Origin of the sequence: Micromonospora sp. S4605 (genome assembly GCF_003176715.1) — a bacterium.
Taxonomy (GTDB): Bacteria; Actinomycetota; Actinomycetes; order Mycobacteriales; family Micromonosporaceae; genus Micromonospora; species Micromonospora echinaurantiaca.
In genome coordinates, this window is the sequence record NZ_QGSW01000115.1 from 23475 (window position 1) to 50153 (window position 26679).

Annotated in this window: 26 protein-coding genes; 18 read left to right on the forward strand and 8 right to left on the reverse strand. The window is 72.6% G+C overall.

What is annotated here, in order from left to right; translation table 11 throughout:
- Positions 1-5: 5 nt before the first annotated feature.
- Positions 6-1247 carry an NAD(P)/FAD-dependent oxidoreductase gene (locus tag DLJ47_RS07280; protein ID WP_109899290.1) on the forward strand — a complete coding sequence of 414 codons (1242 nt, stop codon included), beginning with the start codon at positions 6-8 and terminating at the stop codon, positions 1245-1247.
- Positions 1248-1257: 10 nt separating this feature from the next.
- Here the strand turns inward: DLJ47_RS07280 and DLJ47_RS07285 are convergent, their stop codons facing one another.
- Both DLJ47_RS07285 and DLJ47_RS07290 read right to left on the reverse strand, forming a co-directional pair.
- The gene (locus DLJ47_RS07285; RefSeq protein WP_233257698.1) at positions 1258-2913 is read right to left on the reverse strand and encodes a hypothetical protein; all 1656 of its coding nucleotides are present in this window, start codon (positions 2911-2913) and stop codon (positions 1258-1260) included.
- 163 nt (positions 2914-3076) lie between these two features.
- Positions 3077-3628 (reverse strand): TetR/AcrR family transcriptional regulator, encoded by a 552-nt coding sequence (locus DLJ47_RS07290; RefSeq protein ID WP_109899292.1) that lies wholly within the window; start codon positions 3626-3628, stop codon positions 3077-3079.
- An 85-nt stretch (positions 3629-3713) separates the two neighbouring features.
- Here DLJ47_RS07290 and DLJ47_RS07295 point away from each other — a divergent pair, with 85 nt between their 5' ends.
- From DLJ47_RS07295 to DLJ47_RS07315, 5 genes are all read left to right on the forward strand, one after another.
- Positions 3714-4427 carry an alpha/beta fold hydrolase gene (locus DLJ47_RS07295; protein ID WP_109899293.1) on the forward strand — a complete coding sequence of 238 codons (714 nt, stop codon included), beginning with the start codon at positions 3714-3716 and terminating at the stop codon, positions 4425-4427.
- A gap of 105 nt (positions 4428-4532) precedes the next feature.
- Complete coding sequence (locus tag DLJ47_RS07300; RefSeq protein ID WP_109899294.1) at positions 4533-5873, forward strand: nicotinate phosphoribosyltransferase; 1341 nt, start codon at positions 4533-4535, stop codon at positions 5871-5873.
- Between the two features lie 78 nt (positions 5874-5951).
- Entirely contained in the window at positions 5952-6572 is a 621-nt protein-coding gene (locus DLJ47_RS07305) for an L-threonylcarbamoyladenylate synthase (protein WP_109899295.1), read from the forward strand.
- Between the two features lie 28 nt (positions 6573-6600).
- Positions 6601-7068, forward strand: a complete 468-nt coding sequence (locus DLJ47_RS07310; RefSeq protein ID WP_109899296.1) for an SRPBCC family protein — start codon at positions 6601-6603, stop codon at positions 7066-7068.
- Positions 7058-7621 carry a TetR/AcrR family transcriptional regulator gene (locus tag DLJ47_RS07315; RefSeq protein ID WP_233257699.1) on the forward strand — a complete coding sequence of 188 codons (564 nt, stop codon included), beginning with the start codon at positions 7058-7060 and terminating at the stop codon, positions 7619-7621. The genes DLJ47_RS07310 and DLJ47_RS07315 overlap by 11 nt, the downstream gene beginning before the upstream one ends.
- Before the next feature lie 15 nt (positions 7622-7636).
- Here DLJ47_RS07315 and DLJ47_RS07320 read toward each other — a convergent pair whose 3' ends face one another.
- Positions 7637-8365 (reverse strand): DUF998 domain-containing protein, encoded by a 729-nt coding sequence (locus DLJ47_RS07320; protein ID WP_199235731.1) that lies wholly within the window; start codon positions 8363-8365, stop codon positions 7637-7639.
- A gap of 143 nt (positions 8366-8508) precedes the next feature.
- The gene (locus tag DLJ47_RS07325) at positions 8509-8880 is read right to left on the reverse strand and encodes a nucleotide pyrophosphohydrolase (protein WP_109899298.1); all 372 of its coding nucleotides are present in this window, start codon (positions 8878-8880) and stop codon (positions 8509-8511) included.
- A gap of 84 nt (positions 8881-8964) precedes the next feature.
- On the opposite strand from DLJ47_RS07325, the gene DLJ47_RS07330 reads away from it, so the two are divergent.
- The 7 genes from DLJ47_RS07330 to DLJ47_RS07360 all read left to right on the forward strand — a co-directional run bounded on the left by DLJ47_RS07330 (position 8965) and on the right by DLJ47_RS07360 (position 17995).
- A complete protein-coding gene (locus DLJ47_RS07330; protein WP_158289792.1) occupies positions 8965-10467 on the forward strand; it encodes a pyridoxal phosphate-dependent decarboxylase family protein in 1503 nt (500 codons plus the stop codon).
- 165 nt (positions 10468-10632) lie between these two features.
- Positions 10633-12309, forward strand: a complete 1677-nt coding sequence (locus DLJ47_RS07335) for an ABC transporter substrate-binding protein (RefSeq protein WP_109899300.1) — start codon at positions 10633-10635, stop codon at positions 12307-12309.
- 5 nt (positions 12310-12314) lie between these two features.
- Complete coding sequence (locus DLJ47_RS07340) at positions 12315-13271, forward strand: ABC transporter permease (protein WP_088994307.1); 957 nt, start codon at positions 12315-12317, stop codon at positions 13269-13271.
- Positions 13268-14152 (forward strand): ABC transporter permease, encoded by an 885-nt coding sequence (locus DLJ47_RS07345; protein ID WP_088994306.1) that lies wholly within the window; start codon positions 13268-13270, stop codon positions 14150-14152. Before DLJ47_RS07340 ends, DLJ47_RS07345 begins: the two co-directional genes overlap by 4 nt.
- Positions 14152-15213, forward strand: coding sequence for an ABC transporter ATP-binding protein (locus tag DLJ47_RS07350; RefSeq protein ID WP_109899369.1), 1062 nt, complete (start codon positions 14152-14154; stop codon positions 15211-15213). The genes DLJ47_RS07345 and DLJ47_RS07350 overlap by 1 nt, the downstream gene beginning before the upstream one ends.
- A complete protein-coding gene (locus DLJ47_RS07355; protein WP_109899301.1) occupies positions 15210-16211 on the forward strand; it encodes an ABC transporter ATP-binding protein in 1002 nt (333 codons plus the stop codon). The genes DLJ47_RS07350 and DLJ47_RS07355 overlap by 4 nt, the downstream gene beginning before the upstream one ends.
- Positions 16208-17995, forward strand: coding sequence for a gamma-glutamyltransferase family protein (locus DLJ47_RS07360; RefSeq protein ID WP_109899302.1), 1788 nt, complete (start codon positions 16208-16210; stop codon positions 17993-17995). Before DLJ47_RS07355 ends, DLJ47_RS07360 begins: the two co-directional genes overlap by 4 nt.
- A gap of 3 nt (positions 17996-17998) precedes the next feature.
- Here DLJ47_RS07360 and DLJ47_RS07365 read toward each other — a convergent pair whose 3' ends face one another.
- Positions 17999-18679: a GntR family transcriptional regulator gene (locus DLJ47_RS07365; protein ID WP_158289793.1), complete on the reverse strand. Its 681-nt coding sequence runs from the start codon at positions 18677-18679 to the stop codon at positions 17999-18001.
- A 111-nt stretch (positions 18680-18790) separates the two neighbouring features.
- On the opposite strand from DLJ47_RS07365, the gene DLJ47_RS07370 reads away from it, so the two are divergent.
- Positions 18791-19501: a YoaK family protein gene (locus DLJ47_RS07370; RefSeq protein WP_109899304.1), complete on the forward strand. Its 711-nt coding sequence runs from the start codon at positions 18791-18793 to the stop codon at positions 19499-19501.
- 103 nt (positions 19502-19604) lie between these two features.
- Here DLJ47_RS07370 and DLJ47_RS07375 read toward each other — a convergent pair whose 3' ends face one another.
- Both DLJ47_RS07375 and DLJ47_RS07380 read right to left on the reverse strand, forming a co-directional pair.
- A complete protein-coding gene (locus tag DLJ47_RS07375) occupies positions 19605-20456 on the reverse strand; it encodes a hypothetical protein (protein ID WP_109899305.1) in 852 nt (283 codons plus the stop codon).
- A 140-nt stretch (positions 20457-20596) separates the two neighbouring features.
- Entirely contained in the window at positions 20597-21052 is a 456-nt protein-coding gene (locus tag DLJ47_RS07380; RefSeq protein WP_109899370.1) for a MarR family winged helix-turn-helix transcriptional regulator, read from the reverse strand.
- A gap of 133 nt (positions 21053-21185) precedes the next feature.
- Here DLJ47_RS07380 and DLJ47_RS07385 point away from each other — a divergent pair, with 133 nt between their 5' ends.
- Positions 21186-21746, forward strand: coding sequence for an NADPH-dependent FMN reductase (locus DLJ47_RS07385; protein WP_109899306.1), 561 nt, complete (start codon positions 21186-21188; stop codon positions 21744-21746).
- Positions 21747-21853: 107 nt separating this feature from the next.
- Here the strand turns inward: DLJ47_RS07385 and DLJ47_RS07390 are convergent, their stop codons facing one another.
- On the reverse strand, positions 21854-22597 hold the full coding sequence (locus DLJ47_RS07390; protein ID WP_233257700.1) for an N-acetyltransferase: 744 nt from the start codon (positions 22595-22597) through the stop codon (positions 21854-21856).
- Positions 22598-22706: 109 nt separating this feature from the next.
- On the opposite strand from DLJ47_RS07390, the gene DLJ47_RS07395 reads away from it, so the two are divergent.
- The 3 genes from DLJ47_RS07395 to DLJ47_RS07405 are packed head-to-tail and all read left to right on the forward strand — an operon-like array spanning position 22707 to position 26667.
- On the forward strand, positions 22707-23534 hold the full coding sequence (locus DLJ47_RS07395; RefSeq protein WP_199235732.1) for an ABC transporter ATP-binding protein: 828 nt from the start codon (positions 22707-22709) through the stop codon (positions 23532-23534).
- Positions 23535-23569: 35 nt separating this feature from the next.
- Entirely contained in the window at positions 23570-24553 is a 984-nt protein-coding gene (locus DLJ47_RS07400; protein ID WP_109899307.1) for an ABC transporter substrate-binding protein, read from the forward strand.
- Positions 24550-26667 (forward strand): iron ABC transporter permease, encoded by a 2118-nt coding sequence (locus tag DLJ47_RS07405; protein ID WP_233257701.1) that lies wholly within the window; start codon positions 24550-24552, stop codon positions 26665-26667. The genes DLJ47_RS07400 and DLJ47_RS07405 overlap by 4 nt, the downstream gene beginning before the upstream one ends.
- Positions 26668-26679: the final 12 nt, after the last annotated feature.

A 26679-nucleotide genomic window follows, 5' to 3' on the forward strand; every position in this document is an offset into this window, starting at 1 on the left:
GAACAGTGACCGAGCAAGGTCCGATCGTGATCGTGGGCGCCGGCCTGGCCGGCGCCCGGGCCGCCCAGACGCTGCGCGAGGAGGGGTACGACGGCGACGTCGTCCTGCTCGGCGAGGAGGCCGAGCGCCCGTACGAACGGCCGGCGCTGTCCAAGGGCCTGCTGCTGGGCACCGCCGAGCGGGACAGCGTCCACGTGCACGACGCTGGCTGGTACCCCGAACACGACATCGACCTGCGCACCGGCACCTGGGTGACCGGGCTGGACCGGGTGTCGCGTGCGGTCGAGACGGCCGACGGGCAGCGCCTGCGCTACGGGGGGCTGCTGCTGGCCACCGGGGCGCGGGCGCGCACCCTGCCGGTACCCGGCGCGGACCTCGACGGGGTGCTGCGGCTGCGTACCCTCGCCGACAGCGACCGGGTCGGCCAGGCGCTGGTCGACGGCGCGAACGTGGTGGTGGTCGGCGCCGGGTGGATCGGCCTGGAGGTGGCGGCCGCCGCGCGCACCCGCGGCGCCACCGTCACCGTCGTCGAGGTCGCCGACCTGCCCCTGCACCGGGTGCTCGGCGACCGACTCGCCACCGTCTTCGCCGACCTGCACCGCGACCACGGGGTCACCTTCCACTTCCGGGCGCAGGTGCAAGAGTTCCAGGGGACGGGTCGGGTCAGTGCCGTCCGGCTGGCCGACGGCACCACCCTCCCGGCCGACCTCGTGGTCGTCGGCGTCGGGGTGCGGCCCGCCACCGAACTCGCCGAGCGGGCCGGCCTCGCGGTCGACGACGGCGTCCTCGTCGACCACACCCTGCGCACCGACGACCCGCACATCTGGGCCGCCGGCGACCTGGCCAACGCCCAGCACCCGCTGCTCGGCACCCGGGTCCGCGTCGAGCACTGGGCCAACGCCCTGCACTCCGGGCCGGCCGCCGCCCGCGGCCTGCTCGGCCAGCCGGTCAGCTACGACCGGCTGCCCTACTTCTACACCGACCAGTACGAGCTGGGCATGGAGTACACCGGCCACGCCCCGCCGGGCTCGTACGACCGGGTGGTCGTCCGCGGTGACCTCGACGGCGGCGCGTTCATCGCGTTCTGGACCTCGCGGGGGCGGGTGCTGGCAGGCATGAACGTCAACGTGTGGGACGTGACCGACCCGATCAAGGAGCTGATCCGCTCCCGGCAGCCGGTCGACCCCGACCGGCTGGCCGACCCCGGCGTCGCCCTCGACAGCCTGGTCACCCAGGAACCCGGCTGACCGCCCTCGGTCACTGGGCTTCGCAGATCCGCCCGCTGAAGGCCGGGTCGGCCTCGCGGTTCGCCGACCAGATGGGGTTGAGCCCGATGGCGAGGGGCGGCGCCTGCCAGGCGGCGCCGAGGTGCTGGAAGAGCCGGTACTCCCGGCGGGGCCGGTCGACCGGCTCGTTGGCCAGGAAGGCCATCACGGTCTCCTGCACCAGTGCCTGGTCGAGCGGGAACGCGTGCAGCCCGGGCACCTCGACGGTGGGGATCCGGGAGTACTCGCCCGGCGGTGCCTCGACGGCGGAGACGGTCGGTAGGTACGCGATCATGCGGACTCCGGCAACCGGGCACAGCGTGCGGTTGCGGTAGAAGGGCGCATCCGCGAGCACCGACCGGACGAACGGCTCGTCCGGGTCGCTGTCGACCTCCTTGGTGAGGTTGGACAGCGCCGCGACCAGCCGCAGTTCCCATCCGGCGACCACGCCCCAGCCGTCGTACCCGGCCGGCGGGTAGTAGACCCGGCCGGGGCGGGTCAGCGGGCTGAACATGATGACCGCGTCCACCGGTGACTCCGGCCACCGTTCCAGGTACATCCGGGCCACCATGGCACCCTCGCTCTCGCCGAGCAGCGCCACCGGCCGGCCGGTCCGGCGTTGCAGCGAGTCGATGTGCTGGGAGAGCAGCGCGGCGCTGGAGCCCACCGACTGGTGCGTGTCCTGCGGTTGGTAGGGCAGCGGGCGCTCCCGGTCGTCCAGGCCGCGGTAGGAGAACCGTTCCACCCGCGGGTCCACCGCGGGGCGGCCGTCGTAGCTGGAGTCGTGCCCGGCGATGGCGATCACGGCGTAGGGGATCCGCTCCTCGAGATGCTCCGTGAGCACCGGAGCCCGCCAGTCGCCCGACCCGCCGGCCGCGATGCCGACGCCGGCCTCGGCGAAGACCGAGCCGGCCATGGTGACGACGATCGCCAGCGGCGCCACGGGCACCCGTTGCAGGCGCACCGGCGCCTGGAACGCCGCGGCGGCGACCGTGCTTCGCCAGAGCAGCCCGTTGGCCGCGCCGGCTGCGGCGGCGATCGGCACGCCCCACCACAGCGGCACGGCCGACATGATCGCCCCGGCGGCGGTGAGGACCACGAAGTTGAGCAGCGACCAGCCGAACAGGGCCGCCGAGGGCAGGCCGCGCCACCACCGGCTGACCACGCCGCCGCGGGCCAGGAACGGCGCCAGCACGAGCATGGGCAGCAGCGACGCCAGCAGATACCACGACAGCGCGACCGCCGAGTACGCCACGGCGAGGGCGGCCCACGGCGAGATGATCACCGTGGCGAGGGCGGCCACCTCGATATTGCGCCGGATCAGCCAGCGGTACGACGGGCGGGGCGTGTGCGCGGGCCACGCGAGGCCGGTCATCCACGCCGACAGCAGACCCCGCACCGCGGTCACCGCCAGCAGGCCGAGCAGGAACATCGACCAGGAGTTGTGGTAGACCAGCAGCCAGCGTAGGTCGTGGTAGGAGTCGTACGGCCAGACGGCGGTGGCCTGCGGCGCGAGCCCGCTCGCGGAGTAGAAGCTGAGCGCCGCCAGCACGGCGGCCTCCAGCGCGGGCGGGACGGCGGCCAGCGTGAGCAGCGGGAGGGTCCTCCCGAGCCGTGGAGCCACCCCGGCCCCCTCGGACGTACGCACGTCAAGCAGCTCCTGCCGGCAACCGATCCTGCGTCGCGGGATCCCCGCGCGGCGCTGCTTACCCCGGTTGCCGCTGTTTGTGCTGCTCCGTTCGGCGTAAGTGGGCCGGCGGTCGCGGGCGGGCCGCGCGGACCGGGTGCCGCCCCGAGGCTGGTGTCGCCGGTCAGTCGGCCACGCCGTGCAGGACCATCGCCACCGTGCGGTCGACGAAGGCGTCGTCGACCGGCCGCCCCCGGAACACCGCGCGGCACCACACGGCTCCGGCGAGCGCGTCCATGATCGTCATGGGATCGGCGTCGGGGGTCAGCTCGCCCCGGCGGACGGCCCGTTCGAAGATGGGACGCTCGCGGGCCAGCCGGTCGGCGAAGAACCGCTGGGTGGCCGTCGCCAGCTCGGCCCGGTGGGCGGAGGCGGCGAGCGCCGCGACGGCCACGTCCGATGAGGGCGGCGTGGTGAGGAGCGCGACGATGGCGCCCACGACCGCCGTCAGGTCACCGCGCAGGGTGCCGGTGTCCGGGGTGTGGAGGTCGAGCAGCGGCGCTTCGACGAGCGCGTCCGCCAGCAGCGCGGCCTTGGACGGCCACCACCGGTAGATCGTCGTCTTGTTCACCCCGGCGCGCTCGGCCACCGCCTCGATGGTGAGGCCGTCGTAGCCCTTCTCGGCCAGCAGGGCGAGCGTGCTGTCGAAGATCTCCTGCTGCCTGCGTGGTGCCACGCCGATCAGGATAGCAACGCACCGTTGCGTTGTGTTCTACTGGTACCGCAACGCACCGTTGCGTTGCGGATGAAAGGAGCGCAGTATGGCCCTGCCCGTCGTCCTCGTCCACGGCATCCGGGTCAGCCGCACCATGTGGGAGCCGGTGGTCAGCCACCTCGACCGGCCCGCGCACGCGGTCGACCTGCCCGGCCACGGCGCCCGCCGCGGCGAACCCTTCACCATGGCCGCCGCCACCGAGGCGGTCGCCGCCGCGGTCGACCACGTCGGCGGGCGGGCGCTGGTCGCCGGCCTGTCGCTCGGCGGCTTCGCCGGCATCGCCGCCGCCGGCCGCTTCCCCGAGCGGGTGGCCGGGCTGGTCGCCATCGGCTGCACCGCACGGCCCACCCGGCTCGTCGGGCTCTACCGCGGGGCGGCCGCGCTCGCCGCGCGCTTCCCGGAGCAGGCCAACCAGCTCAGCGCGTACGCCTTCCGCCGCGCCCTGCCGCGCCCGGCGGCGGACGCCGTCGTGGCCGGCGGCCTGTCCAGCGAGGTGATGCCGGCGGTGGTCGCGGCGGTCGCCGGCCACGACCAGCTCGGCGCCCTGGCCGCCTATCCCGGCCCGGTCTGGCTCGTCAACGGCGACCGGGACCCGTTCCGCGCCGACGAGCGGTCGTACCTGGCCGCCTGCCGCGACGGTCGGCTGATCCGGCTGCCACGCACCGGCCACGTCACGGTGCTGGCCGACCCGGTCCGGCTGGCCCGGCTGATCGAGGACGCGGCCGCCCACGCCGAGCGCCGCCATCCCGCCGCACGCTGAGCCGGGCCACCCCGCCCCGCCCGGCGCCCGGACCGCCGGTTCCTCCGTTCGCGGTACGTGGCCGCACCCGCTCGGCCACAGTGGGGGCGTGGTCGAGGAGACGGCATGACCGGGTTGCGGACCGACCTGTACGAGCTGCGGATGGCGGCCAGCTACCTGCGCCGCGGCCTGGTCGAGCCCGCCACGTTCAGCCTGTTCGCCCGCCGCCTGCCCGCGCGGCGCGGCTTCCTGGTGGCGGCCGGGCTGGCCGACGCGCTGACCTTCCTGGAGAACTTCGCGTTCGACGACGACGACCTGGCCTACCTGCGCGACGTCGGCGGCTTCGACGAGCAGACCCTGACCGCGCTGGCCGGGATCCGGTTCACCGGCGACGTCCGGGCCGTGCCGGAGGGGCGGGTGGTCTTCGCCGACGAGCCGTTGCTGGAGATCACCGCGCCGCTCGCCGAGGCGCAGCTCGTGGAGACCGGCGTGCTGAACCTGATCACCTTCCAGACCACCGTCGCCAGCAAGGCCGCCCGCTGCCGGCTCGCCGCCGGTGACGCCCAGCTGATCGACTTCGCCTTCCGCCGTACCCACGGCATCGAGGCGGGGGCGGGGGTGGCCCGCGCCTCGGCCATCGCCGGCTTCGCCGCCACCAGCCACGTCGAGGCCGCCTGGCGCTACGGGCTCAAGCCGTCCGGCACGATGGCCCACTCGTACGTCGAGGCGTTCCCGGACGAGCGGGCGGCGTTCCGGGCGTTCGCCACCGACTTCCCGACCAACCCGATCTTCCTGGTCGACACCTACGACACGCCGGCCGGCGTGCGGGCGGCCGTCGACGTGGTCGCCGAACTCGGCCTGACCGGGCCGCTCGGCGTCCGGCTCGACTCCGGCGACCTGGCCGCGCTGGCCAAGCAGACCCGGGCGATCCTGGACGACGCCGGGCTGACCCGGGCGCAGATCGTGGCCAGTGGCAGCCTCGACGAGGACGTCATCGCCGCGCTCGTCGCCGCCGGTGCACCGATCGACGGGTACGGCGTAGGCACCCGGATGGGCGTCTCCTACGACGCGCCGTCGCTGGACAGCGCGTACAAGCTGGTGGCGGTCGGCGACCGGCCGGTGCTCAAGCTGTCCCCGGGCAAGGCCACCCTGCCCGGACCGAAGCAGGTCTTCCGCGATCCCACCGGCGCCAGCGGCGACGTGGTGGGGCTGCGCGACGAGCCGCCGCCGGGCGACCGGGAGCCGCTGCTGGTGCCGGTGATGCGCGGCGGCCGGCGTCTCGACCCGGCCGACCCGGCCGGTGAGGTCCGCGCCGCCCGTGCCCGCTTCGACGCCGACCTCGCCTGGCTGCCGGAGGCGGCGCGGCGGCTGGCCGACCCGACGCCGCTCACCGCCGCGGTGAGCCCGGCGCTGGCCGCGCTGCACGACCGGGTGGCCGCGCGGGTCGGCAGTGGCGGCCGGTACTGACCGTGCCGGTGCCGGCCGCGGCGGTCACCAGCCTGCCGGGGGAGGGCAGGGCCGCCGGGAAGCGCCTAGTCTCGGTGGATGGCGAGGTACTACGACGTGCACCCGGACAACCCCCAGCCCCGGGCCCTGCGGCAGGTCGTCGACCTGATCCGCGACGGCGGGCTGGTCGCCTACCCCACGGACTCCTGCTACGCCCTGGGCTGCCAGCTGGGCAACCGCGACGGGCTGGACCGGATCCGGGAGATCCGGCACCTGGACGACCGGCACCACTTCACGCTGGTGTGCCGGGACTTCGCCCAGCTCGGCCAGCTCGTCAAGGTGAGCAACGCGGCCTTCCGGCTGGTGAAGGCGAGCACCCCGGGCAGCTACACCTTCATCCTGCCGGCGACCCGCGAGGTGCCGCGCCGGTTGCTGCATCCCCGCAAGCGCACCGTCGGCGTACGGGTGCCGGACCACACGGTCGCCCAGGCGCTGCTGGCCGAACTGGGCGAGCCGCTGCTGTCGAGCACCCTGGTGCTGCCGGGGGAGGACGAGCCGCTGACCCGGGGCTGGGAGATCAAGGAACGGCTCGACCACCTGGTCGACGCCGTGCTCGACGCCGGTGACTGCGGCAAGGAGCCGACGACCGTGGTCGACCTGTCGCAGCCGGAGCCGGAGATCCTGCGCCGGGGCGCCGGGGACCCGTCCCGCTTCGAGTGACTACCCCGGTCCATGTACCATCTGGTACATGGACTACGAGGAGACCATCACCACCGCCGCCGACCCCGCCCGCGCGTGGGCGGCGGTGCGGAACGTGACGGAATATCCCCGGTGGACGGCGTCGATGTCCTCGGTGGAGCCCCTCGACGGGCCGGCGCTCGTGACCGGCAGCCGGTTCCGGGTCCGGCAGCCCGGCCTCCCGACCACTGTGTGGCGGGTCTGCGACCTCCGGGAGGGCGCGTCGTTCGCCTGGGAGGCAACGGCGCCGGGCGTGCACACCGTCGCGTACCACCGCGTCGAACGCCAGCCGGACGGAGCCACCCGGATCACCGTGGGCATCCGGCAGACCGGTGCCCTCGCCGGGCTGGTCGCGCTGCTGACCGCGGCGAAGACCCGACGCTACCTGCGGATGGAGGCGGCCGGCCTCGCCGCGGCCGCCGAGGACCCGGCCGCTGCGGCGGCCGGCGATGGCGCGGCGCCCACCGGTGGCCGGTGACGCCCGCGCGGCGCTGCTCGACCGCTGCGTCGCCTTCCTGACCGAGGGCGGGTTCAGCCAGCTCAGCCTGCGCGAGATCGCCGCCGGTACGGGCACCAGCCACCGCATGCTGATCTACCACTTCGGCAGCCGGGAGGGCCTGCTCGCCGAGGTCGTCCGGCGGATCGAGGCCGAGCAGCGGGCGGCGCTTGCCGCACTCGCCGACGGGCTGGACGACCCGGTCGAGGTGAGCCGGCGGTTCTGGCGGCGCCTCGCGGATCCCGAACTGGCCCCGGCGGAGCGGCTGTTCTTCGAGATCTACGCGCAGGCACTGTTCGGTCGTAGCTGGACCGAGTCGTTCCGGGCCACCGTCATCGCCGCCTGGGCCGGTCCCGTCGAGGACCTGTTCGTGCGCCTCGGCTTCGACGCGGCGCAGGCCCGCCAGCGGGCCCGGCTCGCCCTCGCCGCCACCCGTGGCCTGCTGCTGGACCTGCTGGTCACCGGTGACCGGGAGGTGCTGGACGCGGCCGCCGACCTGTTCGCGCGGCTCGTCATGGCCCCGCGTCCGGACTGACCGGCGCGCTCGACGCTACGGCGCACCGGGTGCCGGGCTCGGTGCCGGATCCGGGGCGCGCGCCAGCCCGTCCTGCTTTCCGCGCCGGGCCTCCCGCGCGTGCCGGAACATCGCCTCGCCCTTGACGAACCACGCGATCCCGAAGGCGAGCACCGCGACCGCCTCGCACCAGAACAGCGGCCGCAGCGTGTCGCGAGTGGATTCCGGCAGCGCGTTGCTCGCCACGGCGAGCGCGATGGCGGCCAGGATGACCCCACCGCAGGCGCGGTACAGGCCATCGCGGACCCGGGTCCGCGCCTCACCGATACGCGGATCGGTGCGCGGGAACAGGACGATGCAGAAGATCGCGAGGAGCACGAACAGCGCCGCGGCCGAGACCTGGTGCACCCGACCGACCAGCACGTCGGTGGCGGTGACCGGGCCGCCCGGGTCGTGCGTCGCGGCCGGGAACAGCGCGACCGCGATGGCCAGCACCCCGGCGATCGTGCCGAGCAGGTCGTCGACCTTGCGCTGCCGGTAGGAGATGAGGAAGACCCCGACCGCGCACATGCTGCCGACGAAGACGTCCCGCAGTTCGGTGTAGTAGTAGGCGCTGATCGAGGTGAGCAGGGCCGGCGTGCCGGTGACCAGCGCGTGGCCGACGGTCAGCACGAACGGCAGCGCGATCCCGACCACCCCGACGCCGAGGCGCAGCCGGCGGATGGTCTGGGCGTCCTGCGGTGGCCTGACGGGCGAGGAGTCCATGATCTCTCCCAGGTGTCACAGCGGCGCCGCTGCGCGCCGGCTGGCGTGGCCGGCCAACCGTCGCACCCGCTACCGGCGGGCTCGGGAGCCGCTCCCACCAGTGGAATCCCGGGGAGACCCCGGTGTCAATCCGCCACCCGGGGTCACCGCTTGGCGGCCGAACCCTTCGCCTCCTCGACCGGGTAGCGGGCGGCGGCCTCGTCCAGTTTGGCCAGGGCGGTCTCGGTCAGGTCGACGCCGAGCACGTCGGCGAGGCGGGTCAGGTAGATCATCACGTCGCCGATCTCCGCCCGGACCCGGGCGCCGGCCGCCGGGTCGGCGAGCACCTCGGCGGACTGTTCGGCGGTGAGCCACTGGAACTCGGCGAGCAGCTCACCCACCTCACCGGCGAGCGCCATGGCGAGGTTCTTCGGCGTGTGGAACGGCTGCCAGTCGCGTTCCTCGGCGAACCGGCGGACCCGCTCGCGCAGCAGGGCATGCGCGCAGCGCCCGGGCTCCTCGGGTTCGGCCGTCATGGTCGTCGAGGATACGGGCCCGGACGGCGGTCGAGGCACCAGCGGGCACGGAGGAATGTCGCCCGGTCGAACTACTCTCCCGCCATGAGTTCCACGTCTCCCGAGCGGCGCGGCGTCGACTCCGCGTTGGACCCCTCACCCGCAACGATCAGCGAGCTGGCCGGCCAGGCCGTGGAGTGGATGGCCGCCTACCACGCCTCGCTCCGCGACCTGCCCATCGCTCCGCGCGCCACTGCCGCCGCGGTGCGGGAGCAACTCGCCGAGCCGCTGCCCGTCGAGGGTCGCGACTTCGCCGACCTGCTCGAGGTCTTCCGCGAGGTGATCGTGCCGGGCAGCCGGCACAACGGGCATCCACGCTTCTTCGGGTACGTCTCGGCGCCGGGCACCGCTGTCGCGTCGGTCGCGGACCTCCTCGCGTCGACGCTGAACGCGAACCTGCCCGCCTGGCGATCGGCGCCCGCGCCCACCGAGCTGGAGCACGTCACGATCGACTGGATCAAGGAAGCGCTCGGGTGTCACCCGAGCGCCGGCGGCCTCTTCACCAGCGGCGGCTCGATGGCCAACTTCACCGCGCTCGCCGCCGCCCGGCACCGCCACTGCGGCGACGAGGTCGCCACCCGTGGCGCGAGCGCCCACCCCGCACCGTTGCGCGTCTACGTCTCCACGGAGACCCACCACTCGATCCACAAGGCGGCCGCGCTGCTCGGCATCGGCCGCGCGAACGTCCGAGAGGTGGCGGTCGACGCCCGGTTCCGGATGGACGTCGACGACCTCGTCCGCGCCATCGAGGCGGACCTGGCCGCGGGCGCGGAACCGTTCTGCGTGGTGGCGACCGCGGGCACTGTCGTCACCGGGGCGGTCGACCCGCTGCCGGAGATCGCGGCGGTCGCCCGCCGGTACGGGCTGTGGATGCACGTCGACGCCTGCTACGGCGGCTTCGCCCGACTGGCCCCCTCGGCCCGCCCACTCTTCGACGGCCTGGCGGAGGCCGACTCGATCGCCCTCGATCCGCACAAGTGGCTCTACCTGCCCGCCGACTGCGGCTGCCTGATCTACCGCGATCCCGAGGCGGCGCGCGCCGCCTTCAGCCTGGACGCCGACTACACCCGGGTCACGCAGACCGAGCCCGCCGAGGCCTTCGCGTTCTGGGACTACGGCCTGGAGCTCTCCCGGCGCTTCCGGGCCCTCAAGGTGTGGATGCTGCTGGGGCACGCCGGCTCCCGGGCGATCGGGGAGGCGATCGAGGCCAACCTCGACTGCGCCCGCCACGTCGCGGAACTCATCGCGGCGAGCGACGACCTCGAACTGCTCGCCCCGGTCGGGCTCTCCATCTTCTGCTTCCGCTACCTGCCACCAGCGGCACGCACCGGGTCCCGATCCGAGGCCGACGAGGAGGAACTCGACCGCCTCAACGAGCGCATCATGCTGTCGCTGCAACAGGCCGGCAGTTCGTACCTGTCGAACGCGACCGTCAACGGCCGCTTCGCGCTGCGCGGTTGTGTGCTCAACTACCGCACCACCCGGTCGGACATGGAAGTCCTGCTGGACGACGTACGCCGCGCCGCCGCGCTGTCCGGCGCCGAGTAGCCACCGTAGGAGCCGCCGCCGCAGCCGCCGAGCGGCGGCTTCTACGGTCGTGTCCCGTCCCTCATCGCCCTACGGACGCGAGGCTCGGCAGCCATCGACGAAGGTCTTGCGTCAGGCTTCGTATACAACATACGCTCCCCGAATCGCCCACTCGAGGAGCTCCCAATGACGAACCTCTCCGTCAGCGAAACGAGCCCGCGTCGGCTCCGTCCATTCCGGGCCACTGTGGCGGCGGTCGCTGTCGTCTGTGTCGTCGCGGCCTGCTCGCCGGTGTCGAACAGCGGGAGTGGCACGCAGTCCGGTGACAGTCAGCCGACCGGCCAGGACTTCTTCGGTACACCGGCAGACCCGGCCGCGGTGAAGCAGGGCGGCAAGCTCGTCATCGCGCTCTCGGCGGAACCCGACGCGCTGGACCCGACCCTCTCCCGGAGCCTCTACTCGCGCTACGTCTTCCAGGCGATGTGCCAGAAGCTCTACGACGTCGACGAGCGGGCGCAGGTCGTGCCGCAACTGGCGACGGCACTACCCACCACCAGCAGCGACGGCCGGTCAGTGGCGATTCCGCTACGTCAGGGCGCGCGTTTCGCGGACGGCACGCCGTTCGACTCCGCCGCGGTCAAGGCCACGCTGCAACGACACCTGACCAACTCCCGGTCGGCGCGCAAGAGCGAACTCGGCCCGATCGAGAGCGTGGACACGCCCGACGCCCAGACCGTCGTCGTACGCCTGAAGCAGCCGTTCGCGCCGTTGCTCGGCGCGCTGGCGGACCGGGCCGGCATGATCATGAGTCCGAAGGCGCTGCAGAGCCTGGGCGACGACTTCGCCTCGGCCCCGGTCTGCGTCGGGCCCTTCAAGTTCGCCAAGCGGGTGCCGCAGAATTCCATCGAGGTCGTGAAGGACCCGAACTACTACGACGCCGCCAAGGTCCACCTCGACGCCATCTCGTGGCGCATCCTCAGCGACGCGAGCATCCGCGCGGCCAACCTGCGCTCCGGCGACGCCCAGGTCGCCGACAGCGTCTCCACCCAGGACGTCGCCGCGTTGCAGTCCGACAGCTCGATTTCCGCCCTGCAGTCGCAGTCCCTCGGCTACCAGGGGCTCACCTTCAACATCGGCAACGTCGACGGCGTCGGTACGACGCCGAAGCCCATCAACCGTCCGATCGCCCAGAACGCCAAGGTCCGGCAGGCCTTCGAGCACGCGATCGACCGGAAGGCGCTGGTCCAGGCGGTCTTCAACGGCATCCCCGCCGTCGCCTGCTCACCGATCTCGCCCGCGAGCCCGTTCTCGTCACCGGAGGCGCAGACCTGCCCGGCGCACGACCCGGCGAAGGCCAAGCAACTGCTCGCCGAAGCGGGCGTCCAGACGCCGTACACGGTGACGATGCTCGCGTCGAACACGCCCGACACGCTGCGCTTGGCGCAGGCGCTCCAGGCCATGGTCAAGGACGGCGGATTCGACCTCAAGATAAACCCGGTGGAGTACTCCTCCCTCCTCGACGAGCAGGACCGTGGCAACTTCGAGCTGCTGCAACTGGGCTGGAGCGGGCGGATCGACCCGGACGCCAACATCACGAACTTCGTGGGCACCGGCGGGAGCCAGAACGTCTCCGGCTACAGCAACCCCCAGCTCGACGCCGTGCTGACCCAGGCTCGTCAGTCCAACGACCTCGAGGAGCGCAAGAAGCTGTACGGCCAGGCGGTGACGATCCTCCAGCAGGATGACGCGCTGATCTATCTCTACCGGCAGCGGAACCTGACCGCCGTCTCCAAGACCGTCCAGGGCCTGCAGGTCTTCCCGGACGGCGTGATCCGTGCGGCCTTCGCCGGGTTCACCAAGTAGGTCTCGTGGCCCGGTATCTGATCACGCGCGCCTGGCACTCAGCGCTGACCCTGCTGCTGTCGACCGTCGTGGTGTTCCTCGGTGTGCGGGCCCTCCCCGGGGACCCGGCCCTCGCCCTCGCGGGGGAGGACCGGTCCCCGGAGGCGCTGGCGGCCATCCGTCACCACTACGGCCTGGACCAACCGCTGCCACTGCAGTTCGCGCAGTACGTCGAACGCGTCGCGCAGGGCGACTTCGGCGAGTCGATCCGAACCGGCATCCCGGTCTCGTCGATGCTCACCACCGCCCTGCCCGTCACGGCCGAACTCTCCGTCCTGGCGATCCTCATCGCCGCGGCGCTGGGCGTCGGCGCCGGGGTGCTCGCGGCGGTGCGCCGCGGGCACCCGGCGGAGTGGCTCGCCAACGGGCTGGCCCTCGTCGGCCTGTCGGTGCCGCACTTCTGGCTCGGTCTGCTCGCGATCCTCTACCTCTCCGTGGCCACGGGGCTCTTCCCGGCCTCCGGATTCGTGCCGTTCCTAGAGGATCCGCTGGACAACCTGCACCACATCGTCCTGCCGGCCGTGATCCTCGGCACGGGCCTCGCCGCCATCATCATGCGACAGACGCGCTCGGCGATGCTCGACTCGCTCTCCTCCGACTACGTGCGTACGGCGAAGGCGAAGGGCCTTCGACCACGGGCCGTCATCACCCGGCATGCCCTACGGAACAGTCTGATCGTGGTGGTGACGATCGTGGGCCTCCAACTCGGAGGGCTGATCTCCGGCGCGGTCGTGACCGAGCAGATCTTCGGGCTCCCGGGCTTCGGCAAGATGACCATCGACGCGGTCTTTCAGCGGGACTACCCGGTGATCCAGGCCGTCGTCCTGCTCACCGCGACGGCCTACATCGTGATCAATTTCCTGGTGGATCTGCTCTACTCGGTCATCGACCCACGAATCAGGGTGACGGGGGACCCGGCATGAGCGTCCTCACCGTTCCGATGGCGGAGACCGGCCCCGCCAGCATCACCCGGCGGACCCGGGTCCTGCGGCGGTTGCGAAGGAACCCGCTCGCCGTCGTGAGCTTCGTCGTCCTCGCGGTGGCGGCCGTCATCGCCCTGCTGTCGCCCTGGATCGCCCCCTACTCGGTCGAGCAGACCGACTTCGCCCACACGTTCTCGCCCCCGGGCACGCCGGGGCACATGCTGGGGACCGACGACCTGGGTCGTGACGTCCTGTCTCGCATCATGCTCGGAGCTCGGGCCTCCCTGCAGGTGGCACTCCTGGCGGTAGCCACCTCCCTGGCCATCGGGGTTCCGCTCGGCCTCGCGGCGGGCTACTTCCGGGTCTGGGACGCCGTGATCTCGCGCTTCACCGACCTGCTGCTCGCGTTCCCGTTTCTGATCATGGCGGTGGGGCTGGCCGCCATCCGGGGCGCCAGCCTCGGCAACGCCGCTGTGGCCATCGGGGTGGCCCAGATCCCGGGTGTGATCCGCGTGGTGCGTTCGGACACCCTGCGGCTCAAGTCGCTGGACTTCGTCGCGGCGGCCGTCGTGGACGGCGCGAGTGACCTGTGGGTGCTCGCCCGGCACATCATGCCCAACGCGACGTCGGTGATCCTGGTGCAGGCCACGGTCGCGATCCCGGCCGCGATCCTGGGCGAGGCGGTGCTGTCCTTCCTCGGCCTCGGCATCCAACCCCCGGCCCCCAGTCTCGGAACCATGCTGGCCACCGCCCAGCAGTTCGCGGCTCGCGCCCCGTGGGCAGCGGTCCTCCCCGGTGTCGTGATCATGGGTCTGGCGCTGGCGTTCAACGTCTTCGGCGACGCCCTGCGGGACGCCCTCGACCCGAAGGGAGACCGGTGATGACGACGGTTGAACGAGCCGGTGCCGGCGCCGTCGTCGGCGCACCCGTGCTGGCGGTACGCGATCTCTCGATCTCGTTCACGACCGAGGGCGGAACCGTCTCGGCGGTGGACCGGGTGGACCTGGATCTTGCCTCCGGAGAGATCGTCGGAATGGTGGGCGAGTCGGGTTGCGGAAAGAGCGTCACGGCGATGAGCATCGCGGGCCTGCTCCCTGACAGCGCCCGAATCTCCGGCTCCGTGCGGCTGAACGGGACCGAGCTCGTCGGCAGTCGAGAGTCGGTGCTGCGCCGGGTGCGTGGGAAGGAGATCGCCTACATCTTCCAGGAACCGATGACATCGTTGAATCCGGTGCTCACCGTCGGGCGCCAGATCGCAGAGGTGCTCCAGGTCCACGAGCGGATGTCCCGGCGGGCCGCCCGGGCCAGGGCCGTCGAGCTGCTGTCGCTGGTCGGCATTCCCTCCGCCCCGACGCGAGTCGACAACTATCCGCATCAGCTCTCCGGGGGCATGCGCCAGCGGGTGATGATCGCGATGGCGGTGGCCTGCGGCCCGAAGGTGCTGGTGGCCGACGAGCCGACCACCGCCCTGGACGTCACGGTCCAGGCCGGCATTCTCCAGGTGCTCCGAGACCTGCGCGACCGGCTTGGCACGACCATCCTCATCATCACGCACGACCTCGGCGTGATCGCCGACATCGCGGACCGCGTCGTCGTCATGTACGCCGGGCGGGTGGTCGAACGAGCGCAGGTCACCGACCTGTTCGCGCACCCGTTCCACCGGTACACGGCCGGGCTCCTGTCGGCTTCGCCGACGCCGGGCAGGCACGCCGGCACCGAGCGCCTACAGGAGATTCCCGGTCTCGTGCCGGTGCTGTCGGCCCAGCCCGATGCCTGCACGTTCGCGGACCGTTGCCCGACCGCGGACTCGCGGTGCCGCAACAATGCCCCGGCGCTCGAGGTCGTGCGGACCGGAACCACGCCCGCGGCGACGGACCACCTCGCGGCCTGCTGGCATCCCTGCCCGACGCCTCGGACGCAGCCTGAGGAGAGGAACACATGACGCCGCAGCCGAACGCCCTCGAACTCGAGGACCTGGTGATGCACTTCGGGCTGGTGCGGGCCGTGGACGGCGTCTCGCTCGTCATCCCCAAGGGCCGAGTCACCGCGTTGGTGGGGGAGAGCGGCTCCGGCAAGTCGACCGTGGGTCGATGCGTGGTGCGGCTCGTGGAGCCCACCGCGGGCGTGGTCAGGATAGCCGGGACGGACGTCACGCACCTGTCCCGGCGACAGCTGCGCCCGTACCGGAGCAGCGTGTCGATCGTCTTCCAGGACCCCGCCGGCTCGCTCGACCCGCGGATGCTGGTGGGTGACATCGTGGCGGAGCCGCTACGCCTGTCAGGTCGGCGGTACTCGCGACGTGACCGGGAGGCTCGCGTTGCCACGGAACTGGGCAGGGTCGGTCTCCGGGCCGAGGTAGCCCGCCGATATCCCCACGAGCTTTCCGGAGGGCAACGCCAGCGCGTCAGCATCGCCCGGGCACTGATCTCCGAGCCCATGCTGCTCATCGCGGACGAACCCACCAGCGCGCTCGATGTGTCCGTGCAGGCGTCGGTGCTCAACCTCCTCGCCGACCTGCAGCGGGACATCGGATTCGCCTGCCTCTTCATCACCCACGACCTGTCCGCGGTGGAGTACCTGGCCGACGACATCGCCGTCATGTACCTCGGCCAGCTCGTCGAGAAAGGTTCCCGCGAGCAGATCTTCACGCGACCCGCTCACCCCTACACCCAGGCGCTGCTGGCGGCAGCACCGGTGGCCGATCCGGTCCGCCAACGCCAGCGTCAGCCGGTCCTGCTCGGCGACGACCTGCCGTCGGCGCTGGATCCTCCGTCCGGCTGCCGCTTCCGTACCCGGTGCCCGCTCGCGTTCGAACGGTGTGCGGCTGAGGTGCCGGAGCAGGTGGAGGTCGGTGGCGGCATGGCCGCCTGCCACCTGGTCCAGGCGGACGGCAGCCGGCCCGATGTCCGGGCCGCCGACCCGAATGAGGTGTTGTCATGACGTTCACCACCAGGCCGACGTTGCAGGGAACCTTCGGGATGGTCTCCTCGACGCACTGGCTCGCCAGCCAGGCGGCCATGGGCATCCTTGAGCGCGGTGGGAATGCCTTCGACGCGGCCGTCACCGCGGGGTTCGTCCTGCACGTCGTCGAACCGCATCTCAACGGGCCCGGCGGTGAGGTGCCGGCGATCGTGGCGACGGCCCAGGACCCGGCGCCGAAGGTGCTGTGTGGGCAGGGGCCGGCGCCCGCCGGCGCCACCATCGCGCACTTCCGGTCGCTCGGGATGGAACTCATTCCCGGGTCCGGCCCGCTCGCGGCGGCCGTGCCGGGCGCCGTGGACGCCTGGTTGCTCCTGCTGCGGGACCATGGCACGTCCTCCCTGGAGGAGGTGCTGGAGCCGGCCATCGGTTACGCCGGCGCCGGTCACCCGCTGGTCGGCAGGGTCGGCGACACGGTCGCCGCCGTGCGGTCGTTGTTCGAGGAGCACTGGCCCACCTCCGCTCAGCTATGGCTGCGCAACGGCAAGCCGCCGACGGCGGGGGAGTTGTTCGCCAACCCGGCCTACGCGCGGACGCTGCGGAGACTGGTCGACGCCGGCCGGGCGGCCGGCCCCGACCGCGAGGCACAGATCGACGCCGCACGTCGCGCCTGGCGGGAAGGTTTCGTCGCTGAGGCGGTCGATCAGTTCAGTCGGCAGCCGTTCCAGGACTCCAGCGGGCGTTCCCACGCCGGCCTCGTCACCGGCGCGGACATGGCCGCCTACTCCGCCACCTGGGAGGAGCCGGTCACCCTCGACTGGCACGGTTACTCGGTGGCGAAGACCGGCTTCTGGGGCCAGGGCCCGGTACTGCTCGAGACGCTGTCCGTTCTCGACGCGCTCGACGACCCTCGGGTGTACGACCCGGCGACCGCGGCCAGCATCCACGCCCAGGCCGAAGCGCTCAAACTTGCCTTCGCCGACCGCGAGGCCTGGTACGGCGATGGTGACGTGCCCGCGAAGGCACTGCTGTCCCGGGAGTACGCCAGGGAGCGGGCAGCCCTGGTCGGGGAACGGGCGTCGGCGGAGCTGCGGCCGGGGCGCCCCGACGGGGCGGATCCCATTCTGCCCCGCCAGGTCTGCCGCGGTGCGGGACGTCACGCCGACCCGGCGGATCCCACCACGGGGGAGCCGACGGTGAAGGCGGACGGCGTGACCCGCGGCGACACCTGTCACGTCGACGTGGTCGACCGCTGGGGGAACATGATCTCCGCGACGCCGAGCGGCGGCTGGCTGCAGAGCTCTCCCACTATTCCGGATCTCGGCTTCCCGCTCGGCAGCCGGCTGCAGATGTTCTGGCTGGAGGAAGGAGTCGCGTCGTCGCTCGCGCCGGGACGCCGACCGCGTACCACCCTGAGCCCGACGATGGTGCACCGCGACGGGGAGCCCGTATTGGCGTGCGGCACGCCCGGCGGCGATCAGCAGGACCAGTGGCAGCTGCTGTTCCTGCTCCGCCATCTCGCCGGGGGACAGTCCCTGCAGGAGGCCATCGACGCGCCCATGTGGCACACCGCCAGCCTGCCGGCGTCGTTCTACCCGCGCGACTTCGAACCCGGCGTCCTGGTGATCGAGGACCGCCTGGACCCGGAGGTGCTGGCGGCCCTGCGGGCATACGGGCACGAGGTGCGGCTGTCCGACCCGTGGAGCCTCGGCCGGCTCTGCGCCGTGACCCGCGACCCGACCAGCGGAGTACTCGCAGCCGGAGCGAACCCCCGCGGCATGCAGGGCTACGCCTGCGGCCGGTAGCCGTCAGCGGGCCCCGTACCCGCCCTCGGCGTTCTCGTACGCCGCCGCGGACGCGGCGTCGAGGTGGGCGAGTGCGGCCCGTTCGGCCCGGTCGCCGTCGCCGGACTCGATCGCGTCGACCAGCTGGATGTGCTCGGCCCACGAGTGCGGCGCCCGTTCCGCGGCCCCGAGCCGGAAGACCCACTGCACATGGAGGTACAGCGCCTTGGCTATCGACGACAGCCAGGGGTTTCCGCTGATCTGGAGGATTCGCAGGTGCAGGGCGCTGTTCAGTTCGGCGACCCGGCGCAGGTCCTGCCGCTGCGTCGCCTCGCGGCCCTGGTCCAGCAGGTTCCGCAGCGCGGCCACGTCCGCCGCGGTGGCCCGCTCGGCCGCCAGCCGGGCGGCCAGCGCCTCCAAACGCTCGCGTACGGCGAACATGTCGGCGATGGTGCCGCTGCTCGGCGAGGCGACGACCGCCCCGCGGCGGGGCAGGATCACGACGAAACCCTCCGCCTCCGCGACGCGCAGCGCCTCCCGAACCGGGTTACGGGAGACACCGAAGTCCTCGGCCAACCGGTCTTCGGTCAGCCGCTCTCCGGGAAGGTAGTCGCCGTTGATGATGGCGGTCCGTAGTGCGGCGAGGACCTGGTCGCGTAGCGGCAGGTGTTGAGCGCCGAGCTTGTCCCGCAGGTCTTCAGTCAACCCGGTCGCCTCTCCGTGAACCGTCCATGGCGAAGTGTATACGAAGAACAATCGGTCTAGGGATGGCTGACAGTGCTGAGAACAGTGCCACGAGTCATACGTTCACGAGTCATGCCGGGAGGGCAACCGGATCTGCTTCGGCGCCGGCACGCCCTCGTCGTCGTGCTCACCTTCCTGACCGGAAGCGCCGACGCCCTCGGCTTCCTCTCCCTCGGTGGGGCCTTCGCGAGCGTCATGACGGGCAACATGGTGCTGCTCGGGCTATCGGCGGGCCGCGGCGAGGCCGAGCTCGCCCTGACCTCGGGCAGCGCCATCGTCAGCTTCATCGCCGGTGTCCTCGCGGGCGCGCGGCTCGCCGGCGCGGCTCAGCCTGACGATCCCGTGTGGCCACGGCGGGTCACCGGAGCGCTCGTGCTGGAGTTCCTGGTGTTCGTCGTGTTCCTCGTCGTCTGGGAGGTCGACCTTCCGAACCGCTCGGAGCACGTCGATCTCACGCTCCTCATGCTGTCGGCAGCGGCGCTGGGGGTGCAGAGCAGCGCCGTCCAGCGGTTCGGCGTTCCTGGCCTCTCCTCCACCTACCTGACCGGCACACTCACCAGTCTGATCGCCGGCGTCGCCGCTCGAAAGCCGTGGCACAGCCTTCGGCCGAAGACACACGTCCTGCTGGCCCTGATGGGCGGAGCCGCTGTCGGTGCGTTGGTCGCCCTCCGCCTGCCGGCCTTGGCGCCGGCACTGTTGATCGTGCCGCTCGGGTTCGTCATCGCCGTGTCCGCGCGGATGGCGGAGAAGCCTTCCTCCGATGTCAACGCGCGCCGGAGCTGATCGGTGGGCGAGGGCTGGTGCTCGACGGGACGACGGCTGCAGCTGGCGTCGGCCCGGACGTCGGGTTCGACGTGGACGGCGGGGTTGGGCGTCAGGTCTCGGTTCAGCGGCGCCGCCAGCCCCAGCGGCGCGGCCGGGGCACCCCGCCCCGCTGCTGGGCCAGCATCTCGGCGGCGACGCGCAGCTTGAGCGCCGGTTCGGCGCCGGCCGGCCCGAGCGTGCCGGTCAACCGGTTGCCCAGCTTCAGCACGGTGCCGGCCCGGTCGACGTCGCCGATGAGCACCAGGCACTGCGCGTACAGGCCGTAGGTGTTGGCCAGCTCCCAGCGGCTGAGCGGACGGGTCGGGTCGAGCAGACCCTGGCGCAGCTCGCAGGCGCGGGAGGCGGCCAGCGCCGCCTCCGCCAGGTCGCCGGTCGACCCGGTCAGGGCGCGGTGCAGCAGCGCAGTCGCCTGGTTGTGGTACGCCGTGCCGAGCGCCTCCCGGGTGCGGGGGCCGGCGGTCGTCGGGGAGCCGACCGTGAGCAGCCCCGCGGCGATCGCCCGCTCCAGCAGCTGGACGCGGGCGGCGGGTTGCCCGGCCGCGAAGGCGATCTCGGCGACGTCGACCACGGCGGTGACCATCTCGGCCAACGCCTCGTCGGGGCGGGGCGTGGCATGGTCCTGGCCGGTGCCCCGCGCCGCGTCGTTGAGCTGTTCGAAGATGGCCACCGCCTCGCGCCCGGGCACCACGCCGGAGCCGGGGCGGCCCAGCGCCGACAGCAGCATCGCCCGCCGCCACAGCGCCCGGGCCAGTTGTCGTCGGTCCTCGGAGTCGACCGGGCCGGGACGGCGGGTGGCGTCCCGGTAGGCGTTGATCACCTTGACCCAGAGGCGGTCCGCCTCCGTCCACCTGTGCTGGCGGGTGGAGTACTCGCGCGCCTGCTCGAACAGCCGTTGCCGTTCGTCCGGCCCCATGCCCGCACCGCCCTCCGCCGTACCCGCCCGGGACGCCCCGGCCCGCGGGGCATGAACCGCCATCGATTCTATGGCGGCCCGGCCAGGTCCCTGCGCCGCCGCGGCGGGCGATTCGCGGCCGGTTCCTGTCCGGTGCGGGGTCAGTCGGCCGTGCCGACCCGCTCGAACGCGTGGGCCAGTCGAGCGAGGTCGAAGCCCTGGAAGTGGTCGAGGAACCGTCGCCGTACCGCGGCCAGGTGGCTCGGCCAGGCGCGCTCCAGCCGGGCGAGGCCGGCGTCGGTGAGGACGGCGTTCCAGCCCCGGGCGTCGTCGGCGCACTTGACCCGCTCGACCAGGCCCTGGCCCTCCAGGCGGTTGATGGTGCGGGTCATCCCGCTGAGCGAGAGTTCGCACGCCGCCGCCAGTTCGTTCATCCGCAGCTGCCGGTCGGGCGTCTCGGAGAGGTGCATCAGGGCGGTGTACTCGGTGAGTGGCAGCTGTCCGTCGCCGGTCATGTCGGCGTCGATGGCGCGGGGGAGGACGTACATCACCCGGCGCAGCGCACGGACCAACGCCTCCTCCTCCGGGTTCAGCGGCTGCGGACGCTCGTCGGCCATACCGACCAGCATAGTTGCTTGACCGAACAACCAGCCTGTGACCGGCGCCATGCCGGGAAGAAGTTGCTTGACGAAGCAAGTTCTGTATCGTGGGCCCAGCAGGGCTCGACCCCCATGTCAGAAAGGCACCACGATGACCAGGATCGGCATCATCCTCGGCAGCACCCGCCCCGGGCGGAACGGCGAAGCGGTGGCCCGCTGGGTCCTCGACGTCGCCAAGCAGCGCACCGACGCCGAGTTCGAGCTCGTCGACCTGCTCGACTACCAGCTGCCCCACCTCGACGAGAGCATCCCGCCCTCGCTGGGCCAGTACACCCAGCCACACACTCAGCGCTGGGCGAGCACCATCGCCTCGTTCGACGGCTTCGTGATGGTCACGCCCGAGTACAACCACTCCACCTCCGGCGCACTGAAGAACGCCATCGACTTCCTCTACGCGGAGTGGAACAACAAGGCGGTCGGGTTCGTCAGCTACGGCTCGGCCGGCGGCACCCGGGCGGTGGAGCACCTGCGGCTGATCGCCGGCGAGCTCCAGATGGCCGACGTACGCGCCCAGGTCGCGCTGTCGCTCTTCACCGACTTCGAGAACTTCAGCGTCTTCACGCCCAACGAGTTCCAGCGTGGCGCGCTCAACACCACCCTCGACCAGGTGGTGGCCTGGAGCGGCGCGCTCGCGCCGCTGCGCCACCGCTGACCCCGGTCAGCCCGGCGGAGTGACCGCCGGGCACCGGGAACGGCGCGGGGGAACGCACCGGCACGGATCCACGGTCAGCGTCGACCGCGGCCGGTGCGCCCCCCGCGTCACAGCCGGTGCCGGACCCAGACGTTGGGTTCGACGTAGACGGCGTGGCCGTGCGTCAGGTCGCACTGCACCGGCACCAGCGCGCCCGGCACGTGGACCGGCCCGTCGGTGTCGAAGGGCAGGCCGGTCCAGCCGCGCCAGTCGTCCAGCGTCCCGCTGATCACCATCGACCGGGGCGCCACCCGCTCGATACGACCGCCCGCGCGGACGTGCACCCGCAGCCACGGGTCGACCGGCAGGCCGTCCGCGCGGACCTGCGTGGCGTACTCGGTCATCGGCACGTCGGGCTGGTTGTGCTTGCCGTTCGGGCGGACCGGCGCGACCAGCGTGTCGTAACCCCGCTTCGCGACCGTCTGCCGCATGGCGTCGAGCATCCGCGCGGACAGGCCGGTGCCGCGCCGGTCGGGCCGGATGCAGATCTCCAGGGCCGACACGAGGTTCGGGGTGGCGCCGGTGAGCCGGTTGACGGTGGCCCGCTGGATCATCCGGTCCCAGCCGCCGTCGGGAAGCTCCGGCTCGGTCCAGCGCAGCGGCACGGCGTACGCCTTTGCGACGGCGCGTTCCGGCTCGTCCGAGTCGACGGCGGCGAACACGAACTCGGGGTACAGCTCGTGGGCGACGCTGTAGTACACCCCGCCCATCGGATCCCGGAGCATGAACGGCGGCCACGCCCCGGGGAAGTCCTCTTCCAGCAGCGGGGCCAGGTCCGGGCGGTCCGCCAGGCTCATGATGTCGATGGTCACCGCGGCACCCTAGGCCCCCGGGCCGTCAGCCGCACATCAATTACCCACGCGGGGTGGGGTGCGGCGGGGGGCTGCTTGGCACCCTCAAAGGTTAGGCTAACCTAAGCGCGTGTCCGACGACCGAGCGTTGCCCCGCGACGAGAGCCTGCGTGGTGTCGACCTGCACCTGGGTTACCACGGCACCACCGTGGTGCGGGGTGCGTCCATCGCGCTGCGGCCGGGAGTGGTCACCGCCCTGGTCGGCCCGAACGGCAGCGGAAAGTCCACCCTGCTGCGGGCGCTGGCCCGGCTGCACCCGATCGGCGGCGGCTCGGTGCTGCTCGCCGACGGCATCGCCGCCGGGCTGCCGGCCCGGGAGTTCGCCCGGCGGGTCACCCTGCTGGCCCAGAGCCGGCCGGTGCCCAGCGGGGTCACCGTCCGGGACGTGGTCGGCTACGGCCGGCACCCGTACCGGGGGCGCTGGCGGGCCGACGACCCGGACGGGCCGGCCGCGGTCAGCCGCGCCATGGAGGTCACCGGCGTCACGGCGATGGCCGACCGTCCGGTGGACGAGCTCTCCGGCGGCGAACTCCAGCGGGTCTGGCTCGCCACCTGCCTGGCGCAGGACACCCCGGTGCTGCTCCTGGACGAGCCGACCACCTTCCTCGACCTGCGCTACCAGGTGGAGATCCTCGACCTGATGCGGGATCTCGCCGACGACCACCACGTCGCCGTGGGTGTCGTCCTGCACGACCTCAACCAGGCCGCCGCTGTCGCCGACGAGGTGGTGCTGCTGCACGACGGTCGGGTCCGCGCCGCCGGCGCTCCCGTCGACGTCCTCACCGAGGACGCCCTCACCGAGACGTACGGCATCCGGATCGAGGTGACCACCGATCCGGTCAGCGGAATCGTCACCACCCGCCCGGTGGGCCGGCACCTGACCCGGCTGCCGGCCTGACCCGTCAGTCCCGTTCGTACCCGAGAAAGATCACCATGACCCGTATCCGTGTCACCGCCCTGGTCGCCGCGACGGCCGCGCTGCTGCTCAGCGCCTGCGGCACCACCGAGAACGCCGCCAGCCCGGCGTCGTCCAGCTCCTCCGCCAGCGGCCCGGTGACCGTCACCGACAGCCGGGGCAAGCAGGTCACCCTCAAGGCTCCGGCGACCAAGGTCGTCGGCCTGGAGTGGGGCGAGGTCGAGATGCTCGTCAGCCTCGGCGTCATACCGGTCGGCGTCGCCGACACCAAGGGCTACGCCACCTGGGTCACCGCGGCCAAGCTCGACGCCGGGGTGAAGGACGTCGGCACCCGGGCCGAGCCCAGTGTGGACTCCATCGTCGCCCTCCAGCCCGACCTGGTCGTGATGGAGGACGACCGGGGCGGTGCCCTGGTCACCCAGCTGGAGAAGTACGTCCCGGTGATCGTCACCAAGGGCAGCGACGCCAAGGACAACCTCGGCCGGATGCGGTCGGACCTCAACATGATCGCCCAGGCGGTCGGCCGGACCACCGAGGCGGAGAAGCTGCTCGCCGACTTCGACGCCGCCATCGCCGACGGGAAGAAGAAGATCGCCGACGCCGGGGCCGCCGGCCGGCCGTTCGCCATCGCCGACGGCTGGAAGGAGGGCAGCACGGTCAGCATCCGGATGTTCGGTCAGGGCGCGCTCGTCTCCCAGCTCGGCATCCAGTTGGGCCTCACCAACGCGTGGACCGGCAAGACCGACGAGGTGTGGGGCCTGGGCCAGACCGACGTCGAGGGCCTGACCGGGCTCAAGGACCCGAACCTGCACTTCTTCTACAACGCCTCCGACGGCGACGACGTCTTCGCCGACGGGCTCGCCAGCAACGCCATCTGGAAGTCGCTGCCCTTCGTCAAGCAGGGCAACCTGCACCGGATGCCGGACGGCATCTGGACCTTCGGCGGGCCGCTCTCCGGCAAGCAGTACATCGACCAGCTCGTGAAGACCTACACGGTGTGACCACGCTGACCGCACCCCCGCGCCCGCGCCCGGAGCCGGCCACCCGGCCGGCTCCGGCCGGGCCGCTGTCCGCGCCCCGGGTGGTCGGGGCGCTCGTCGTCGGGGCGCTGCTGCTGCTCGTGGTCGCGGCGGTGCACCTGACCCAGGGCACTTCGACCGTCGGTGCCCTCGACCTGCTGCGGCTGGTCACCGGCGGCGAGGGCGAGGCGGCCCGGGTCCTGGTCGCCTCCCGGATCCCGCGCCTGCTCGCCGGGCTCGCCATCGGCGTCGCCCTCGGTTTCGCCGGCGCCGCCCTGCAGTCCATCGCCCGCAACCCGCTCGCCTCACCGGACACCCTCGCCGTCAACGCCGGCGCGCACCTGGCCATCGTGACGGTCGCCGCGTTCGGCATCTCGCTGCCCGTGCTGCCCGCGGGCGGGCTCGCCCTGTTCGGCGGGCTGGCCGCGGCTGCCCTGGTGATGGCGATGTCCGCCGGCGGCCAGTCGAACACCACCCGGCTCATCCTCGCCGGCTCCGCCACCGCGCTGGCGTTGAACTCGGCCACCATGCTGCTGCTGATCCTGTTCGAGCAGGCCACCATCGGCCTGTTCGCCTGGGGCAACGGTTCGCTCGTGCAGAGCGACCTGGACGCGCTGACCCAGCTCGCCCCGGTGATCGGCATCGCCGTGGTCGCCCTGGTGCTGCTCGGGCACCGCCTCGACATCCTGGCCCTCGGCGACGACACCGCCACCGTGCTCGGTCTCGACGTACGGCGTACCCGGCTGATCGTCACCGTGCTGGCCGTCCTGCTCTCCGCCGCCGCGGTGACCCTGACCGGCCCGGTCGGCTTCGTCGGGCTCTGCGCGCCGGTCATCGTCCGGCTGCTCGGGCCGCTGGTGCCCGGCGTGCACCGGCACCGCGTGCTGCTGCCGCTCGCCGGCATCGCCGGCACCATCATCGTGCTCGGCTCCGACGTGCTGCTGCGCGCCGTGATGGGCGCGCAGGCCGGGGTGGACATCCCCACCGGCGTGGTCACCACGCTGTTCGGCGCGGCGATCCTGATCTGGCTGGCCCGCCGGCACCGCGACGCCGGGCCGACCCGCCGCCCGCCCGGCGGCCACGCGGCAGTGCGGTCCGCGACCTTCCACCGTGCCGTGGTCGCCTGCTGCGCCGTGCTCGCCGGCACCGCGGTCGTCGTCGGCATGCTGGCCGGCGACACCTGGGTGCTGCTCGGCGACATCGTCAACTGGATGCAGGGACGCACCGGGCCGGCGTACACCTTCGTGCTGGACCAGCGGTGGCCGCGGGTCGCCGCGGCGGTGCTGGCCGGCGCGGCGCTCGCGGTCGCCGGCACCACCGTGCAGGCGGTCTGTCGCAACCCGCTCGCCGAGCCGGGCATCCTCGGCATCACCGCCGGCGCCGGCCTCGGCGCGGTCTCGCTGCTCACCTTCGTGCCGTTGGCCGGCGTGTGGGCCGTCTCCGGCGTCGCCGGTGTCGGCGCGATCCTCGCCTTCGCGCTGGTCTACGGCGCGGCCTGGCGGGGTGGGCTGAGTTCCGACCGGCTGGTGCTGATCGGGTTCGGCGCCTGGTACGGCGGCATGGCGGTGATCACGTTCCTGATCGTCGTGTTCGACCCGTGGAACACCGGCAAGGCGCTGACCTGGCTCTCCGGCTCCACCTACGGTCGGACCGCGACGCAGGTGCTGCCGGTCGCGATCGCGCTGGTGCTGCTCACCCCGGCGGTCGTGGCCGCCCGGCGGGAGCTGGATCTGCTCGCCCTCGACGACGACACGCCACGGGTGCTCGGCGTGCGGTTGGAACGCACCCGGCTGGTCGCGCTGGTCGCCGCGGCGCTGCTCACCTCCACCGCCGTGTCGGCGGTCGGCGTGATCGGCTTCGTCGGGCTGGTCGCCCCGCACGCCGCCCGCGCGCTGGTCGGTGGCCGGCACAGCCGGGTGCTGCCGGTCGCCGCGCTGCTCGGCGCGCTGCTGGTCAGCCTCGCCGACACCCTGGGCCGGACGGTCATCGCGCCCGCGCAGATCCCGGCGGGCCTGGTCACCGCGCTGATCGGCACGCCGTACTTCGTCTGGCTGCTGTGGCGCTCGCGCGCCGTGGTGTCGCCCTCGGCCCGCTGACGGGTCGCCGCT

What these genes read in the sequence shown, in the direction of transcription:
- DLJ47_RS07400 (WP_109899307.1), top strand. Translation starts at nt 23,570, where the DNA reads ATGACCCGTATCCGTGTCACCGCCCTGGTCGCCGCGACGGCCGCGCTG.
- DLJ47_RS07335 (WP_109899300.1), top strand. Translation starts at nt 10,633, where the DNA reads ATGACGAACCTCTCCGTCAGCGAAACGAGCCCGCGTCGGCTCCGTCCA.
- DLJ47_RS07380 (WP_109899370.1), bottom strand. Translation starts at nt 21,052, where the DNA reads ATGGCCGACGAGCGTCCGCAGCCGCTGAACCCGGAGGAGGAGGCGTTG.
- DLJ47_RS07325 (WP_109899298.1), bottom strand. Translation starts at nt 8,880, where the DNA reads ATGACGGCCGAACCCGAGGAGCCCGGGCGCTGCGCGCATGCCCTGCTG.
- DLJ47_RS07345 (WP_088994306.1), top strand. Translation starts at nt 13,268, where the DNA reads ATGAGCGTCCTCACCGTTCCGATGGCGGAGACCGGCCCCGCCAGCATC.
- DLJ47_RS07305 (WP_109899295.1), top strand. Translation starts at nt 5,952, where the DNA reads ATGGCGAGGTACTACGACGTGCACCCGGACAACCCCCAGCCCCGGGCC.
- DLJ47_RS07360 (WP_109899302.1), top strand. Translation starts at nt 16,208, where the DNA reads ATGACGTTCACCACCAGGCCGACGTTGCAGGGAACCTTCGGGATGGTC.
- DLJ47_RS07375 (WP_109899305.1), bottom strand. Translation starts at nt 20,456, where the DNA reads ATGGGGCCGGACGAACGGCAACGGCTGTTCGAGCAGGCGCGCGAGTAC.
- DLJ47_RS07350 (WP_109899369.1), top strand. Translation starts at nt 14,152, where the DNA reads ATGACGACGGTTGAACGAGCCGGTGCCGGCGCCGTCGTCGGCGCACCC.
- DLJ47_RS07370 (WP_109899304.1), top strand. Translation starts at nt 18,791, where the DNA reads ATGCCGGGAGGGCAACCGGATCTGCTTCGGCGCCGGCACGCCCTCGTC.
- DLJ47_RS07355 (WP_109899301.1), top strand. Translation starts at nt 15,210, where the DNA reads ATGACGCCGCAGCCGAACGCCCTCGAACTCGAGGACCTGGTGATGCAC.
- DLJ47_RS07385 (WP_109899306.1), top strand. Translation starts at nt 21,186, where the DNA reads ATGACCAGGATCGGCATCATCCTCGGCAGCACCCGCCCCGGGCGGAAC.
- DLJ47_RS07320 (WP_199235731.1), bottom strand. Translation starts at nt 8,365, where the DNA reads ATGGACTCCTCGCCCGTCAGGCCACCGCAGGACGCCCAGACCATCCGC.
- DLJ47_RS07295 (WP_109899293.1), top strand. Translation starts at nt 3,714, where the DNA reads ATGGCCCTGCCCGTCGTCCTCGTCCACGGCATCCGGGTCAGCCGCACC.
- DLJ47_RS07300 (WP_109899294.1), top strand. Translation starts at nt 4,533, where the DNA reads ATGACCGGGTTGCGGACCGACCTGTACGAGCTGCGGATGGCGGCCAGC.
- DLJ47_RS07330 (WP_158289792.1), top strand. Translation starts at nt 8,965, where the DNA reads ATGAGTTCCACGTCTCCCGAGCGGCGCGGCGTCGACTCCGCGTTGGAC.
- DLJ47_RS07310 (WP_109899296.1), top strand. Translation starts at nt 6,601, where the DNA reads ATGGACTACGAGGAGACCATCACCACCGCCGCCGACCCCGCCCGCGCG.